This window comes from Burkholderia sp. HI4860 (genome assembly GCF_002223045.2).
In the GTDB taxonomy this organism is placed as follows: Bacteria; Pseudomonadota; Gammaproteobacteria; order Burkholderiales; family Burkholderiaceae; genus Burkholderia.
On the sequence record NZ_NKFO02000003.1, the window covers coordinates 2,547,951 to 2,563,036 of the forward strand.

The following is a 15,086-nucleotide window of genomic DNA, read 5'->3' on the forward strand; positions in this document are numbered from 1 at the left end:
CCGGCCATCATGGCGAGCACGAGATTCTTTCGCCGTGCCGTGCGCGATGCCGCGCGGCACGGCTTCGACCGCTTTGCCTGGAACCCGGTGAAGCATGGAACCGGCGTCGGTGCTCGCGCACCCGCGCCGGCCGACATGAGCGCTGACGCGCCGACCCGGGCCGACCTCACACACAGACAGGAGTCACACGATGAAGACGAAAGCAGCGATTGCATGGAAGGCGGGCGCGCCGCTGACGATCGAGGAAGTCGATCTGGAAGGGCCGCGCGCCGGCGAAGTGCTGATCGAGGTGAAGGCGACGGGCATCTGTCACACCGACTACTACACGCTGTCGGGCGCCGATCCGGAAGGGATCTTCCCGGCGATCCTCGGCCATGAAGGCGCGGGCGTCGTGGTCGACGTCGGCCCCGGCGTCGGCACCGTGCGCCAGGGCGACCACGTGATTCCGCTCTACACGCCGGAATGCCGCGAGTGCAAGTTCTGCCTGTCGCGCAAGACCAACCTGTGCCAGAAGATCCGCGCGACGCAGGGCAAGGGCCTGATGCCCGACGCGACGTCGCGCTTCTCGCTCGACGGCAAGCCGCTGTTCCACTACATGGGCACGTCCACGTTCTCGAACTACATCGTCGTGCCGGAAATCGCGGTGGCGAAGGTGCGCGAGGACGCGCCGTTCGACAAGATCTGCTACATCGGCTGCGGCGTGACGACGGGCGTCGGCGCGGTCGTGTACTCGGCGAAGGTCGAGGCGGGCGCGAACGTCGTCGTGTTCGGCCTCGGCGGCATCGGCCTGAACGTGATCCAGGGCGCGAAGATGGTCGGCGCGGACAAGATCATCGGCGTCGACATCAATCCGAAGCGCGTCGAGCTCGCGAAGAAGTTCGGGATGACGCACTTCATCAACCCGAACGAAGTCGAGAACGTGGTCGACCACATCGTGCAGCTGACCGATGGCGGCGCCGACTACTCGTTCGAATGCGTGGGCAACGTGAAGCTGATGCGCCAGGCGCTGGAGTGCACGCACAAGGGCTGGGGCCAGTCGTTCATCATCGGCGTGGCCGCAGCGGGCGAGGAAATCAGCACGCGTCCGTTCCAGCTCGTGACGGGCCGCGAATGGAAGGGTTCGGCGTTCGGCGGCGCGCGCGGCCGCACCGACGTGCCGAAGATCGTCGACTGGTACATGGAAGGCAAGATCAACATCGACGACCTGATCACGCACACGCTGCCGCTCGAGCGGATCAACGAAGGCTTCGACCTGATGAAGGCCGGCGAGTCGATCCGCTCGGTCGTGCTGTACTGACCGGGGGCGCACCGCGATGCTCGAACTCGTTTCCTCGCATGCGTGCCACGGCGGCGAGCAGCGTTTCTACCGTCACGATTCGGCGGCCATCGGCCTGCCGATGAAGTTCTCGGTGTACCTGCCGCCGCAGGCCGCGCACGGCCGGGTGCCGGCGCTGTTCTATCTCGCGGGGCTCACGTGCACCGACGAGACGTTCGCGATCAAGGCCGGCGCGCAGCAATACGCGGCGCAGCACGGCCTCGCGCTCGTGATGCCCGACACGAGCCCGCGCGGCGCGGGCGTGCCGGGCGAGACCGATGCGTGGGACTTCGGCGTTGGCGCGGGCTTCTACGTCGATGCGACCGAGGCGCCGTGGTCCGCGCATTACCGGATGGAGTCGTACGTGACCGGCGAGCTGCGCGAGATCGTCGCGGCCGAGCTGCCGATCGACGGCGCGCGATTGGGGATCTTCGGCCACTCGATGGGCGGGCACGGTGCGCTGACGCTCGCGCTGCGCCATCCGGGCCTGTACCGGTCGGTGTCGGCGTTCGCGCCGATCGCCGCGCCGACGCGCTGCCCGTGGGGCGAGAAGGCATTCTCGGGCTACCTCGGCGCCGATCGCGAAGCGTGGAAGGCGCACGACGCGAGCGAACTCGTCGCGCGCGCCGATGCGCCGAAGTTCGCGGACGGCATTCTCGTCGATCAGGGCCTCGCCGACCAGTTCCTCGCGAACCAGCTGAACCCCGACGTGTTCGAAGCCGCGTGCGAGAAGGCTGGCCAGCCGCTGACGCTGCGCCGCCATCCGGGCTACGACCACGGGTACTACTTCATCTCGACGTTCATCGCCGATCACATCGCGCATCACGCGCGCGTGCTCGCACGATGAGCGGGAAGGGAAGCAGGTAGCGCACACGACGGCACATGCCGCACCGCGCGATCGCGGGCGCATAAAAAAACGCCGGCGCTGCCCTCGGGCACGCCGGCGTTTTTTATTACCTACCTCGAGATGGTGATCTGCCGCGGGGCGCTCAGTGGCGCCGCAACAGGCTCGCGCCGTACACGAGCGCCGACAGCGCGGTGATCCAGAAGCTCGTCGGCCAGTCGGTGTGATACGCGAGCACGATGCCGAGCCACGCTTCGAACAACGCGAACAGCGCGGCGAGCAGCACGCCGGTCGACAGCCGCGTCGTCACGTTCTGCGCGGCGGCGGCCGGCCCGACCAGCAGCGTGAACACCAGCAGCACGCCGACGATCTGCGTCGCGGCGGCCACCGCGAGCGCGCACACCGCGAGGAACAGCATCGACACCGTGCGCAGCGACACGCCCTTGGCTTCGGCCAGTTCAGGCTGCAGCGACGCGAACAGCAGCGGCCGTGCGATCAGCGCGAGCGCGAGCAGGCTCACCGCGCCGATGCCGGCGAGCACCGCGAGCGTGTCGTGGCTCACCGCGAGCACGTTGCCGAACAGCAGTGCGGTGACCTGCGTCGCGAACGACGTATAGAAATGCAGGAACAGCAGGCCGGAGCCGAGCGCACCGGACAGGATCACGCCGATCGCGACGTCGCGGCCCGCGAGCTTCTCGCCGAGCGCGCCCATCCCGATGCCGGCCGCGAGCGTGAAGCCGACCATCCCCCAGATCGGCGAGATGCCGAGCAGCACCGCGCCCGTCGCGCCGGTGAAGCCGACGTGCGACAGCGCATGGCCGGCGAAGGTCTGCCCGCGCAGCACCAGGAAGTAGCCGACGATGCCCGCGAGCACCGCGACGATCCCCGACGCCGCGAAGGCGTTGATCATGAAGTCGTATTCAAACATCGTGCGAATGCCCGGGATGAGCGTGTCCGTGGTGGTGATGGCCGTGGCCGCCGCCACCGCCGTGCGAGTGACCGTCGTCGTCCTCGTGTTCGTGATCGTGCTTCTCGATCTCGACGTCGCCCGACATCACGAAGATCTTGCCGTTCACGCGCATCACGTCGATCGGCGAACCGTAGAGCCGTGACAGCACCGGCTTCGTGATCACCTCGTCGACGGTGCCGAGCGCGGCAACGCCGTTGCCGAGATACAGCACGCGGTCGAGCGCGTTCAGCAGCGGATTCAGTTCGTGCGCGGAGAACAGCACGGTGATGCCGAGCTCGCGCTGCACGTTGCGCACGAGTTCGACGACGCCGCGCTGGTGGTTCGGGTCGAGGCTGATCAGCGGCTCGTCGAGCAGCAGCAGCTTCGGGTTGCCGAGCAGGCATTGCGCAAGCAGCAGGCGCTGCCGCTCGCCGCCGGACAGTTCCGACAGCGGCCGGCGCGCGAGCGTCGTGCCGCCGACGAGGTCGAGCACGCGGTCGACGTCGCGGCGCGTCGCCGCGTTCGTGTGCGGCAGCCCCCAGCGGTGGCCGTCGGCGGCCATCGCGACGAAGTCGTAGCCGCGCATCCGGCGGTTCGCGAGGCCGCTCCTGATCTGCGGCATGTAGCCGATCGACGCGTTGCCGCGCACGACCGGCACACCGCCGACGGACAGCGTGCCGGCCGACACGGGCACGAGGCCGAGCACCGCGCGCATCAGCGTCGTCTTGCCCGCGCCGTTCGGCCCGAGCACGCCGACGAATTCGCCGGGTTCGATCGAGAAGCTGACGTCGCGCAGGATCGTGCGTCCGCCCAGTTCGAGCGTGACGCGATCGACGGCGAGTGCGTGAGGAGTGGCGGTCATTTCGTTACGGAGTGTTTATTTCTTGCCGGCGGCCAGCGCGGTCGAGAGCGCGTCGAGCTGGCCGCTCATCCATTGCTGGAAGGTCTTGCCGGCCGGCTGCGTCTCGGTGACGCTGACGGTCGGCACGCCGCCGTCGCGCGCGATCTTCAGCATGCGCTTGGTCATCGGTTCTTCAGCCTGGCTGTTGTAGATCAGCACGCGCACCTGCTTCTTGCGCAGGTCGTTCTCGAACGCGGCGACGTCCTGTGCGCTCGCCTCGGTGTCGTTCATCGTCGCGAGCTGGAAGCGCTGGTTGCGCATGTCGAGGCCAATCGCGTCGGACATGTAGCCGAACACGGGCTCGGTGGCCGTGACCGGCACGCCCTTGTACTGCGCGCGCAGCGCGGCGACCTTGTCGTCGACGGGCTTCAGCGACGCGACGAACTTCTGCAGGTTCGCGTCGTATTCGGCCTTGTTCGCCGGGTCGGCGCGGCCGAGCTCGGCCGCGATCGCGCGCGCGGTGGCCGGCATCGTCGCCGGGTCGTACCACAGGTGCGGGTTGTCGCCGGCCTTCTTGCCGACCAGATCGGCGACGACGATCGTCGCGCGCTTCGCCTGCTTCGACGCGCCGAGCAGCTTGCTCATCCACGGATCGTAGTTGGCGCCGTTGTAGATCACGACCTGCGCGTGCTGGAGCGCGCGGGCGGTCTTCGGGCTCGCTTCGAACAGGTGCGGATCCTGGTCCGGATTGCTGAGGATGCTCGTCACCGCGACATGGCTGCCGCCGATTTGCGACGCGACGTCGCCGTAGAAATTCTCGGCCGCCACGACGTTGACGGTCGCGGCCTGTGCGAACGCGGGCGCCGCGAGCGACAGGGCGGCGACAGCGGCGGCGAGCCAGCGGACAGGCGACAAGGCACGCCGCGGCGCGCGCTTCAGGGCATTGGACATGGGACTCCTCGTTGGAAGGGGCGGCGCGTGCGCCGCACGAAACGCGTCAGCGTTGCACGGGCTTGTGCTTGCAGTGCCCGCACAGGCCGCTCAGCTCGACGACCTGGTGGTGGACTTCGAAACCGTGCGCGGGCTCGCTCGCGGACAACTGCTTCGCGAGGTCGCCGCCGGGAATCTCGACGGTGTCGCCGCACGAGTCGCAGATCAGGAACTGGCCTTCGTGCGGCACGCCGATCTCGCAGCACGCGAAGAACGCGTTCTTCGATTCGATCCGGTGGATGAAGCCGTGCTCGACGAGGAAATCCAGTGCGCGGTAGACGGTCGTGGGCGGCACGCGGCCGCGCTGCGGCTCGAGCTCGGCGAGCAGGTCGTACGCGCCGATCGGGCGCTGCGCGGCCAGCACGCGTTCGTAGACCTGGCGGCGCAGCGGCGTCCACGCGAGCCCGTGCTCGGCGGCGAATGCGTCGGCCCGGGACAGCCGGGCGTCAATGGACGATGAGGTAGCCATGGCGTGAAGCAGCGCGATGAAACAAAGTATGGCGATGATATAACGTATCGCCGCGCCGTGCAGCGCGAAATCCCGTTTCCGTCCTCGCTCCGTCCCCTTCATCACCGATCCGGCTGCGCCGCACCGTGCGCGCCGCGCCTTGCCGGGCGTGCGCGGCGGGCCGCCATGCTGCGCCGTTGTGCCGCAGCGCGTCATAGAAAGCCGTCACGTTGCCTTGACAGCGCGAATCGCGTATCCGATCATTCGATCACCAACAGAGCAATTGATCGGTTGGCGAGCGTTCGCTCACCTCGCAACCGTCGACACGCAGAACGAACCGGAGACAGCCAGTGAGACTGGAAGACAAGGTCGCGATCCTGACGGGCGCCGCAAGCGGCATCGGCGAGGCGGTCGCGCAACGCTATCTGGACGAGGGCGCACGCTGCGTGCTCGTCGACCTGAAGCCGGCAGGCGGCTCGCTCGCGCGGCTCATCGAGGCGAACCCCGGCCGTGCGGTGGCCGTCACCGCGGACGTCACGCGCCGCGACGACATCGAGCGGATCGTCACCACGACGGTCGAGCGCTTCGGCGGCGTCGACATCCTGTTCAACAACGCCGCGCTGTTCGACATGCGGCCGATCCTCGACGAATCGTGGGACGTGTTCGACCGGCTGTTCTCGGTCAACGTGAAAGGGCTGTTCTTCCTGATGCAGGCCGTCGCGCAGCGGATGGTCGAGCAGGGCCGTGGCGGCAAGATCATCAACATGTCGTCGCAGGCCGGGCGTCGTGGCGAGGCGCTCGTTTCGCACTACTGCGCGACCAAGGCCGCGGTGATCAGCTACACGCAGTCGGCCGCGCTCGCGCTCGCGCCGCACCGGATCAACGTGAACGGCATCGCGCCGGGCGTCGTCGACACACCGATGTGGGAGCAGGTCGATGCGCTGTTCGCGCGCTACGAGAACCGGCCGCTCGGCGAGAAGAAGCGGCTCGTCGGCGAAGCCGTGCCGCTCGGCCGCATGGGCGTGCCGGGCGACCTGACGGGCGCCGCGCTGTTCCTCGCGTCGTCCGACGCCGATTACATCACCGCCCAGACGCTGAACGTCGACGGCGGCAACTGGATGAGCTGACGTGATGTCGCTCGCACGCGCCACCCGCCGGCCGGCCTGCGATGAGGTGGCCGCCCCGAACGTCGCGGCCGCCGTCGAACGAGGAGGGTTAGCCTGATGGCCGAGATCGTCGTGGCCGGCGAACTGCTCGCCGAATTCGTCGCCGCCGAGCGCGGTCAGGGTTTCGATACGCCGGGCCTGCTCGAGGGGCCGTTCCCGAGCGGCGCGCCGGCGATCTTCGCCGACCAGGCCGCGCGGCTCGGCGTGAGCGTCGCATATGCGGGCTGCGTCGGTCGCGACGCATTCGGCGACGCGATCGTCGCGCGGCTCGAACGCGACGGTGTCGACGTCGCGCGCATCCGCCGCGTCGCGCGCCCGACCGGCACCGCGTTCGTCGCGTATCGCGACGATGGTTCGCGCAGCTTCGTGTTCACGCTGTCCACCAGTGCGGCCGCGTGCGTCGATGCGTCCGATGTCGATACCGCGATGTTCGACGGCTGCCGCTACTTCCACGTGATGGGTTCGTCGCTGACGAGCGAATCGGCGATCGCGGCCGTGCAGCGCGGCGTGATCGAGGCCGCGCGCGCCGGCGCGAAAGTGTCGTTCGATCCGAACGTACGGCCCGAGATGCTGAGTTTCCGCCCGATGCGCGCGGCGCTCGACGAGATGCTCGCCGCGTGCCACCTGTTCCTGCCGAGCGAAGCCGACCTGCCGTTCTTCTGCGGGCCGCAGCCGGCCGAGCGCGCGATCGCGGGCCTGCTCGCGACGCATCCGCTGCTCGAGCGCGTCGTGCTGAAACGCGGTGCGCACGGCAGCGTCGCGTTCGATCGCGCGAACTGTGTGCAAGCGCCGGCGTTCCAGGTCGACGAAGTCGATCCGACCGGCGCCGGCGACTGCTTCGGCGGCACGCTGGTCGCGAGCCTCGTCGCCGGCGTGCCGATCGAGGTCGCGCTGCGCCGCGCGAACGCGGCCGGGGCGATCGCGGTCACGCGGCGCGGCCCGATGGAGGGCAACAGCAGCGCGGCCGAAATCGACCGTTTCCTGACCGAACGAGGTATCGCATGTCCGGCCTGACGACCTTCGCCGAACGTTCGCGCCCCGCGCACGCGGACGCCGTGCTGCGGATGATCTTCGACGCGAACCGCGCGGATGCGCAGCGCGGCATCTATTCGATCTGCAGCGCGCACCGGCTCGTGCTGGAGGCCGCGTGCGAAGCGGCGCGCGCGGACGGTTCGCCGCTGCTGATCGAGGCGACCTGCAACCAGGTCAACCATCTCGGCGGCTATACGGGCATGACGCCCGCCGATTTCCGCCGCGACGTGGACGCGATCGCGCAGCGTTGCGGGCTGCCGCCGTCGGCGCTCGTGCTCGGCGGCGACCACCTCGGCCCGAACCCGTGGCGGCATCGCCGCGCGGCCGACGCGATGCGCGAAGCGTGTGCGATGGTCGCCGCGTACGTCGAAGCCGGCTTCGAAAAGATCCACCTCGATGCGAGCATGGCGTGCGCGGACGATCCGGCGCGGCTCGACGATCACACGATCGCCGCGCGCGCGGCCGAGCTGTGCCGCGCGGCTGAAGACGCGGCGGCGCGCGCCGGCATCGCGCCCGTCTACGTGATCGGCACCGAGGTGCCGACGCCGGGCGGCGAAGTCAGCGGCAGCGGCGACGATGGCGACGCCGCGATCGCGCAGATCGCGGTCACGCGCAGCGACAGCATCGCGGCGACGCTCGACGCGCACCGCCACGCGTTCGCGGCGGCCGGGCTCGACGATGCGTGGACGCGCGTCGTCGCGATCGTCGCGCAGCCAGGGGTCGACTTCGACGATCGCCACGTGCTCGACTACGACAGCGCCAAGGCCGCGTCGCTCGGCGCGAGTATCCTGCAGACACCGGGCCTCGTGTTCGAGGCGCATTCGACCGACTACCAGACCGAGGGTGCGCTCGCCGCGCTCGTGCGCGACCACTTCGCGGTGCTGAAGGTCGGCCCCGCGCTGACGTTCGCGCTGCGCGAGGCGCTGTTCGCGCTGACCTTCATCGAGGACGCATTGATCGACGACGTCGCGCAGCGCTCGCGGTTGCGCGACGTCGTCGACGCCGCGATGCGCGCGCAGCCCGAGCACTGGGCACCGTACTACCGCGGCGACGAAACCGCGCAGCGGCTCGCGCGCCAGTTCAGCTACAGCGACCGGATCCGCTACTACTGGCTGCAGCCGGCCGTCGCGGCCGCGGTCGAGCAACTGTTCGACAACCTCGCGCGGCAGCCGGTGCCGGAAACGCTCGTCGCGCAGTGGTTGCCGGACGTGTACGCGGCCTGCCGCGCGGGCGGCCTCGCGAAAGAGCCGCGCGCGTGGGTGCGCCACCGGATACGCGACGTGATCGCGCACTATGCGCGCGCGTGCGGAATGCAGCGGCCGGCGTGACGGGCCGCGAAGGAAACGCAGTACCGACGACACTTCGAACAAACACAGGAGACATGCCATGCAACGAAAGATGCTCGACGCCGCCGCACGCTGCTTCGCCGGAGCCGCGCTCGCGACGGCGGCCTGCGCCGCGTCCGCCGGCACGCTGACGATCGCGACGCTGAACAATCCCGACATGATCGAGCTGAAGAAGCTGTCGCCGGCCTTCGAGAAGGCGAACCCGGACATCAAGCTGAACTGGGTGATCCTCGAGGAGAACGTGCTGCGCCAGCGCGCGACGACCGACATCACGACCGGCAGCGGTCAGTTCGACGTGATGGCGATCGGCACCTACGAGACGCCGCAGTGGGGCAAGCGCGGCTGGCTCGCGCCGATGACCGGCCTGCCCGCCGACTACGACCTGAACGACATCGTGAAGACCGCGCGCGACAGCCTGTCGTACAACGGCCAGCTGTACGCGCTGCCGTTCTACGTCGAAAGCTCGATGACGTTCTACCGCAAGGACCTGTTCGCGGCGAAGGGGCTGAAGATGCCCGACCAGCCGACCTACGACCAGATCGCGGAATTCGCGGACAAGCTCACCGACAAGGCGAAGGGCACCTACGGGATCTGCCTGCGCGGCAAGGCGGGGTGGGGCGAGAACATGGCGTACGTGTCGACGGTCGTGAACACGTACGGCGGGCGCTGGTTCGACGAGAACTGGAACGCGCAGCTGACGTCGCCGGAATGGAAGAAGGCGATCAATTTCTACGTGAACCTGCTGAAGAAGAACGGCCCGCCGGGCGCCAGCTCGAACGGCTTCAACGAGAACCTGACGCTGACCGCGTCCGGCAAGTGCGCGATGTGGATCGATGCGACGGTCGCGGCCGGCATGCTCTATAACAAACAGCAGTCGCAGGTGGCCGACAAGATCGGCTTCGCGGCCGCGCCGGTCGCCGCGACGCCGAAGGGTTCGCACTGGCTGTGGGCCTGGGCGCTGGCCGTGCCGAAGACGTCGAAGCAGCAGGACGCCGCGCGCAAGTTCATCGCGTGGGCGACGTCGAAGCAGTACATCGAGATGGTCGGCAAGGACGAAGGCTGGGCGTCGGTGCCGCCGGGCACGCGCACGTCGACCTATCAGCGCGCCGAGTACAAGGCCGCCGCGCCGTTCTCGGACTTCGTGCTGAAGGCGATCGAGACGGCCGACCCGAACGCTCCGTCGCTGAAGAAGGTGCCGTACACGGGCGTGCAGTACGTCGGGATTCCTGAATTCCAGTCGTTCGGCACGGTGGTCGGCCAGTCGATCGCGGGAGCGGTGGCCGGCCAGATGACGGTCGACCAGGCGCTGGCTGCCGGGCAGGCCGCCGCCGACCGCGCGGTGCGGCAGGCCGGCTACAAGAAGTAACGCGGCCCGCACCGTGCGCGGTGGCGCACGGTGCGCGTCGTCGAAGCTGACAGGCGGGCAGGCCTTCGCGCCCGCGCATCAACCGGAGGGACTCCGATCATGCGTCACCTGCGTCTTCCCCTGAGTCACGCTCACGCGCCGTCGGTCGGCGACGCGTCGTCGCCGCCCGGCGCGCCGCGCCGCGCGCGCGGCGGTGCGAGCTGGCTCGTCTCGCCGTCCGTCGCGGTGCTGCTGCTGTGGATGTCGATTCCGCTCGCGATGACGATCTGGTATTCGTTCTCGCGCTACAACCTGCTGAACCCGGACGTGAAGGGCTTCGCCGGGCTCGACAACTACCGCTTCCTCGCGACCGATCCGTCGTTCCTGCCCGCGATCTGGCACACGCTCGTGCTGATCGGCGCGGTGCTCGCGATCACGGTGATCGGCGGCGTGCTGATGTCGGTGCTGTTCGACCGCAAGTTCTACGGGCAGGGCGTCGCGCGCCTGCTCGCGATCGCGCCGTTCTTCGTGATGCCGACGGTGTCCGCGCTGATCTGGAAGAACATGATCCTGCACCCGGTGTACGGGCTCGTCGCGAACGCGATGCGCGCGCTCGGGATGACGCCGATCGACTGGTTCGCCGACTACCCGCTTACCGCCGTGATCGTCATCGTCGCGTGGCAGTGGCTGCCGTTCGCGTTCCTGATCCTGTTCACCGCGATCCAGTCGCTCGACCAGGAGCAGAAGGAAGCCGCGCGCATCGACGGCGCGGGCCCGATCGCGATGTTCTTCTACATCACGCTGCCGCACCTGAAGCGCGCGATCGCCGTGGTCGTGATGATGGAGACGATCTTCCTGCTGTCGATCTTCGCGGAGATCTACACGACGACCGGCGGCGGCCCCGGCAACGCGACGACCAACCTGTCGTACCTGATCTACGCGCTCGGCCTGCAGCAGTTCGACGTCGGCCTCGCGTCCGCGGGCGGCATCATCGCCGTGGTGGTCGCGAACGTCGTGTCGTTCTTCCTCGTGCGGATGCTCGCGCGCAACCTGAAGGGAGAGTACGAGAAATGAGCGACCTGACCTTCGAAGGCCGGCGCGTGCCGGCCGTGTTCGACCTCGTGCGGCGCGCGCTGCCCGGCACGCTCGCGTGGCTGATCGCGCTGCTGCTGTTCTTCCCGATCTTCTGGATGGCGATCACCGCGTTCAAGACCGAGCAGCAGGCGTATGCGTCGTCGCTGTTCTTCATCCCGACGCTCGACAGCTTCCGCGAGGTGTTCGCGCGCAGCAACTACTTCGCGTTCGCGTGGAACTCGGTGCTGATCTCGGCGGGCGTCACGGTGATCTCGCTGCTGTTCGCGGTGCCGGCCGCGTACGCGATGGCGTTCTTCCCGAACCATCGCACGCAGAAGGTGCTGCTGTGGATGCTGTCGACGAAGATGATGCCGTCGGTCGGCGTGCTCGTGCCGATCTACCTGCTGTGGAAAAACGCGGGGCTGCTCGATACCGTGTCGGGCCTCGTGATCGTCTACACGCTGATCAACCTGCCGATCGCGGTGTGGATGACCTTCACGTACTTCAACGAGATCCCGAAGGACATCCTCGAGGCCGGGCGCATCGACGGCGCGTCGACGTGGCAGGAGATCGTCTACCTGCTGATGCCGATGGCGCTGCCGGGGCTCGCGTCCACCGCGCTGCTGCTCGTGATCCTGTCGTGGAACGAGGCGTTCTGGAGCATCAACCTGTCGAGCTCGAACGCGGCGCCGCTGACCGTGTTCATCGCGTCGTACTCGAGCCCCGAGGGGCTGTTCTGGGCGAAGCTGTCCGCGGCGTCGCTGCTCGCGGTCGCGCCGATCCTGATCGTCGGCTGGCTGTCGCAGAAGCAGCTCGTGCGCGGGCTCACGTTCGGAGCCGTCAAATGACCGCGACGAACGTCCTGATCTGCGATTGCGACGGCGTGCTGATCGACAGCGAGGCGGTGGCGGCCGACGTGCTCGTGCGCGAACTCGATGCCCGCTGGCCGGGCGCGGATTCGCGGCCGGCCGTGATGCCGCTGCTCGGGCTGCGCATCGAGCGCGTGCTGGCCGGCGCGAGCGACGCGCTCGGCCGCACGCTGTCGAACGACGACGTCGTGGAGATCCGCGCGGCGGTCGAGGCGGCGGCCGTCAAGGCGCCGATGGTCGACGGCATCGATGCGGCGCTGGCCGCGATCGAGCTGACGACGGCCTGCGCGAGCAACAGCTACCGCGCATACGTCGAGGCGGCGCTCGCCCGCACGGGCCTCGCGCGCTTCTTCGGCGACCGGCTGTTCTGCGCGGACGCCGTCGCGCGGCCGAAGCCGGCGCCCGACGTGTATCTCGCGGCGGCGCGCACGCTCGGCGTCGCGCCGGCCCAGTGCCTCGTGGTCGAGGACAGCGTGACCGGCATCACCGCGGCCGCCGCGGCCGGCATGACCGTGCTCGGCTTCGTCGGCGGCGGGCATGCGTCGGCCGCGCAGATCGACGCGCTGCGCGGCATCGGCGCGCGGCATGTGTTCGACGACATGCACGAGCTGCCCGGCTACGTCGCGCGCTGGCAGGCGACCGGCGCGGTGCTGCCGAACTAGCCACCCCGAATGATTGCGCGCCGCGTTCGACGCGGCGCATCACGAACGAACGGAGACAGATCATGGCAAGCGTGCTCCTGCGCAACATCGCGAAGCGCTACGACGACACCGAAGTGCTGCGCAACGTGAACCTCGACATCGCCGACGGCGAATTCGTCGTGTTCGTTGGCCCGAGCGGCTGCGGCAAATCCACGCTGATGCGGATGATCGCCGGCCTCGAGGATATTTCGAGCGGCGACCTGGTGATCGACGGCGCGAAGGTCAACGACGTGCCGAGCGCGAAGCGCGGCATCGCGATGGTGTTCCAGTCGTATGCGCTGTACCCGCACATGACGCTGTACGACAACATGGCGTTCGGCCTGAAGCTCGCAGGCGCGAAGAAGCCGGAGATCGACCAGGCCGTGAAGCAGGCCGCGAAGATCCTGCACATCGACCACCTGCTCGACCGCAAGCCGAAGCAGCTGTCGGGCGGCCAGCGGCAGCGCGTCGCGATCGGCCGCGCGATCACGCGCAAGCCGAAGGTGTTCCTGTTCGACGAGCCGCTGTCGAACCTCGACGCGGCGCTGCGCGTGAAGATGCGGCTGGAGTTCGCGCGGCTGCACGACGAGCTGAAGACGACGATGATCTACGTGACGCACGACCAGGTCGAGGCGATGACGCTCGCCGACAAGATCGTCGTGCTGTCGGGCGGCGCGGTGCAGCAGGTCGGGACGCCGAACGAGCTGTACCACGCGCCGGCGAACCAGTTCGTCGCGGGCTTCATCGGCTCGCCGAAGATGAACTTCCTGAAGGGCACCGTCGAAGCGGTCGACGCGGGCGGCGTGCTCGTGCGTTTCGACAGCGGCGAGACGCAGCGTGTCGCGGTCGACGCGGCGGGCTTGCAGCGTGGTGCGGCGGTGACGGTCGGCGTACGGCCCGAGCATCTGGTGGTCGATGCGGCGGCGGCGGGCGTCGCCGCGCGGACGATGGCCGTCGAGTCGCTCGGTGACGCCGCGTATCTGTATGCGGAGTCAGCGGTCGCGCCGGACGGGCTGATCGCGCGGATTCCACCGCTCGACACGTACCGCACCGGCGAGGCGCTGCATGTGCATGCGCAGGCCGAGCACTGCCATCTGTTCGACGAGCACGGGCAGGCGTTCCGGCGGTTGAGCGTGCACGCGAAGGCGGCGTGACGCGTCGGCACGTGCGCCTGCGGTGCTCAGAGGCGCAGGTGCTCGGCCACGTAGTCGACGAACGCGCGCAGCTTCGGCGTCGGGTGGCGGCCTGACGGCCACAGCACGTAGAACGGCGTGCGGCTCTCGACGTGTTCGTCGAGCACCGTGCGCAGCGTGCCTTCGGCCAGCGCGTCGTGGACGAAAAACTCCGGCAGGCAGGCGATGCCGAGCCCGCGCAGCGCGAAGCACAGCCGTGTTTCCGCGTTGTTGCTGACCATCGATACGGGCACCTCCGGCGGCGTGCCGGCGCGCGATGCGCGCAACGGCCAGATTTCGAGCCGGCCGCTGCTCGGGAAGCGGTAGTGCAGGCAGCGGTGCCGCGCGAGATCGGCCGGCGTGCGTGGCGCGCCGTGCCGTTCGAGATAGTCGGGCGACGCGACGAGGTGCTGGCGGAAATGGCCGAGCAGCCGCGACGACAGCCGCGAATCCGACGGCTGGCCGGTGCGCAGCACCGCGTCGAAGCCTTCGTCGACGACGTCGACGAGCCGGTCGCTGAAATCGATGTCGAGCTCGATCTCCGGATACGCGGCCATGAAATCGGCGAGCACCGGCAGCAGCAGTGTGCCGATCGCCGGCAGGCTCACGCGCAAGCGCCCGCGCGGCGCTTCGGCGCTGTGCGTCAGTTCCTGTTCGGCCGCGTCGATCTCCGCGAGCACGCGCCGACACCGTTCGAGAAAGCGCGCGCCTTCGGCCGTCAGCGTGATGCTGCGCGTGCTGCGGTGAAAGAGTCGCACGTTCAGGCGCGCCTCGAGCCGTGCGATGCGCTTGCCGATCGCCGACGCCGATAACCCGAGCGCGCGGCCGGCCGCGACGAAACTGCGCGTTTCCGCGACCTGGACGAACACGACAAAGCCGCCGAGATTTTCCATGCGAGTTCCCGATTGCGGACGCTGGCGTCCGGATTGTCAGGAACTCTACCCCGGTTTTTCTTCGGGCGCCGGCTCCCTACGATGGGCGTTCCTTCACTGTTCGAGGTCACGCCATGTCATTC

The 15,086-nt window shown here is 68.8% G+C and carries 15 protein-coding genes; 10 read left to right on the top strand and 5 right to left on the bottom strand.

Features of this window, described 5'->3' with window-relative positions; translation table 11 throughout:
* The first annotated feature begins 190 nt into the window (after positions 1 to 190).
* Positions 191 to 1,297, top strand: coding sequence for an S-(hydroxymethyl)glutathione dehydrogenase/class III alcohol dehydrogenase (locus CFB34_RS27100; protein WP_089440908.1), 1,107 nt, complete (start codon positions 191 to 193; stop codon positions 1,295 to 1,297).
* 16 nt (positions 1,298 to 1,313) lie between these two features.
* Positions 1,314 to 2,162: an S-formylglutathione hydrolase gene (gene fghA / locus CFB34_RS27105; protein WP_089440907.1), complete on the top strand. Its 849-nt coding sequence runs from the start codon at positions 1,314 to 1,316 to the stop codon at positions 2,160 to 2,162.
* 142 nt (positions 2,163 to 2,304) lie between these two features.
* Here fghA and CFB34_RS27110 read toward each other — a convergent pair whose 3' ends face one another.
* From CFB34_RS27110 to CFB34_RS27125, 4 genes are read right to left on the bottom strand one after another with little or no spacing between them, the layout of a single operon-like run.
* Positions 2,305 to 3,087, bottom strand: coding sequence for a metal ABC transporter permease (locus tag CFB34_RS27110; protein ID WP_089441323.1), 783 nt, complete (start codon positions 3,085 to 3,087; stop codon positions 2,305 to 2,307).
* The gene (locus CFB34_RS27115) at positions 3,080 to 3,970 is read right to left on the bottom strand and encodes an ABC transporter ATP-binding protein (RefSeq protein WP_089440906.1); all 891 of its coding nucleotides are present in this window, start codon (positions 3,968 to 3,970) and stop codon (positions 3,080 to 3,082) included. The genes CFB34_RS27110 and CFB34_RS27115 overlap by 8 nt, the downstream gene beginning before the upstream one ends.
* Before the next feature lie 15 nt (positions 3,971 to 3,985).
* Entirely contained in the window at positions 3,986 to 4,900 is a 915-nt protein-coding gene (locus CFB34_RS27120) for a metal ABC transporter solute-binding protein (protein ID WP_089440905.1), read from the bottom strand.
* 46 nt (positions 4,901 to 4,946) lie between these two features.
* A complete protein-coding gene (locus CFB34_RS27125; RefSeq protein WP_011353040.1) occupies positions 4,947 to 5,408 on the bottom strand; it encodes a Fur family transcriptional regulator in 462 nt (153 codons plus the stop codon).
* A gap of 329 nt (positions 5,409 to 5,737) precedes the next feature.
* On the opposite strand from CFB34_RS27125, the gene CFB34_RS27130 reads away from it, so the two are divergent.
* The 8 genes from CFB34_RS27130 (at position 5,738) to ugpC (ending at position 14,053) form a co-directional block, all read left to right on the top strand.
* Positions 5,738 to 6,514 (top strand): L-iditol 2-dehydrogenase, encoded by a 777-nt coding sequence (locus CFB34_RS27130; protein WP_089440904.1) that lies wholly within the window; start codon positions 5,738 to 5,740, stop codon positions 6,512 to 6,514.
* Between the two features lie 96 nt (positions 6,515 to 6,610).
* On the top strand, positions 6,611 to 7,567 hold the full coding sequence (locus tag CFB34_RS27135; RefSeq protein WP_089440903.1) for a sugar kinase: 957 nt from the start codon (positions 6,611 to 6,613) through the stop codon (positions 7,565 to 7,567).
* Complete coding sequence (locus CFB34_RS27140) at positions 7,555 to 8,913, top strand: D-tagatose-bisphosphate aldolase, class II, non-catalytic subunit (protein WP_089440902.1); 1,359 nt, start codon at positions 7,555 to 7,557, stop codon at positions 8,911 to 8,913. The genes CFB34_RS27135 and CFB34_RS27140 overlap by 13 nt, the downstream gene beginning before the upstream one ends.
* A 58-nt stretch (positions 8,914 to 8,971) precedes the next feature.
* A complete protein-coding gene (locus CFB34_RS27145; RefSeq protein WP_089440901.1) occupies positions 8,972 to 10,297 on the top strand; it encodes a sugar ABC transporter substrate-binding protein in 1,326 nt (441 codons plus the stop codon).
* Between the two features lie 99 nt (positions 10,298 to 10,396).
* Complete coding sequence (locus tag CFB34_RS27150; RefSeq protein ID WP_089440900.1) at positions 10,397 to 11,350, top strand: sugar ABC transporter permease; 954 nt, start codon at positions 10,397 to 10,399, stop codon at positions 11,348 to 11,350.
* A complete protein-coding gene (locus tag CFB34_RS27155; RefSeq protein ID WP_089440899.1) occupies positions 11,347 to 12,198 on the top strand; it encodes a carbohydrate ABC transporter permease in 852 nt (283 codons plus the stop codon). Before CFB34_RS27150 ends, CFB34_RS27155 begins: the two co-directional genes overlap by 4 nt.
* A complete protein-coding gene (locus CFB34_RS27160) occupies positions 12,195 to 12,881 on the top strand; it encodes an HAD-IA family hydrolase (RefSeq protein WP_089440898.1) in 687 nt (228 codons plus the stop codon). The genes CFB34_RS27155 and CFB34_RS27160 overlap by 4 nt, the downstream gene beginning before the upstream one ends.
* Positions 12,882 to 12,943: 62 nt before the next feature.
* The gene (ugpC, locus tag CFB34_RS27165; protein ID WP_089440897.1) at positions 12,944 to 14,053 is read left to right on the top strand and encodes a sn-glycerol-3-phosphate ABC transporter ATP-binding protein UgpC; all 1,110 of its coding nucleotides are present in this window, start codon (positions 12,944 to 12,946) and stop codon (positions 14,051 to 14,053) included.
* A gap of 26 nt (positions 14,054 to 14,079) precedes the next feature.
* Here the strand turns inward: ugpC and CFB34_RS27170 are convergent, their stop codons facing one another.
* On the bottom strand, positions 14,080 to 14,964 hold the full coding sequence (locus CFB34_RS27170; RefSeq protein ID WP_089440896.1) for a LysR family transcriptional regulator: 885 nt from the start codon (positions 14,962 to 14,964) through the stop codon (positions 14,080 to 14,082).
* Between the last annotated feature and the right edge of the window lie 122 nt (positions 14,965 to 15,086).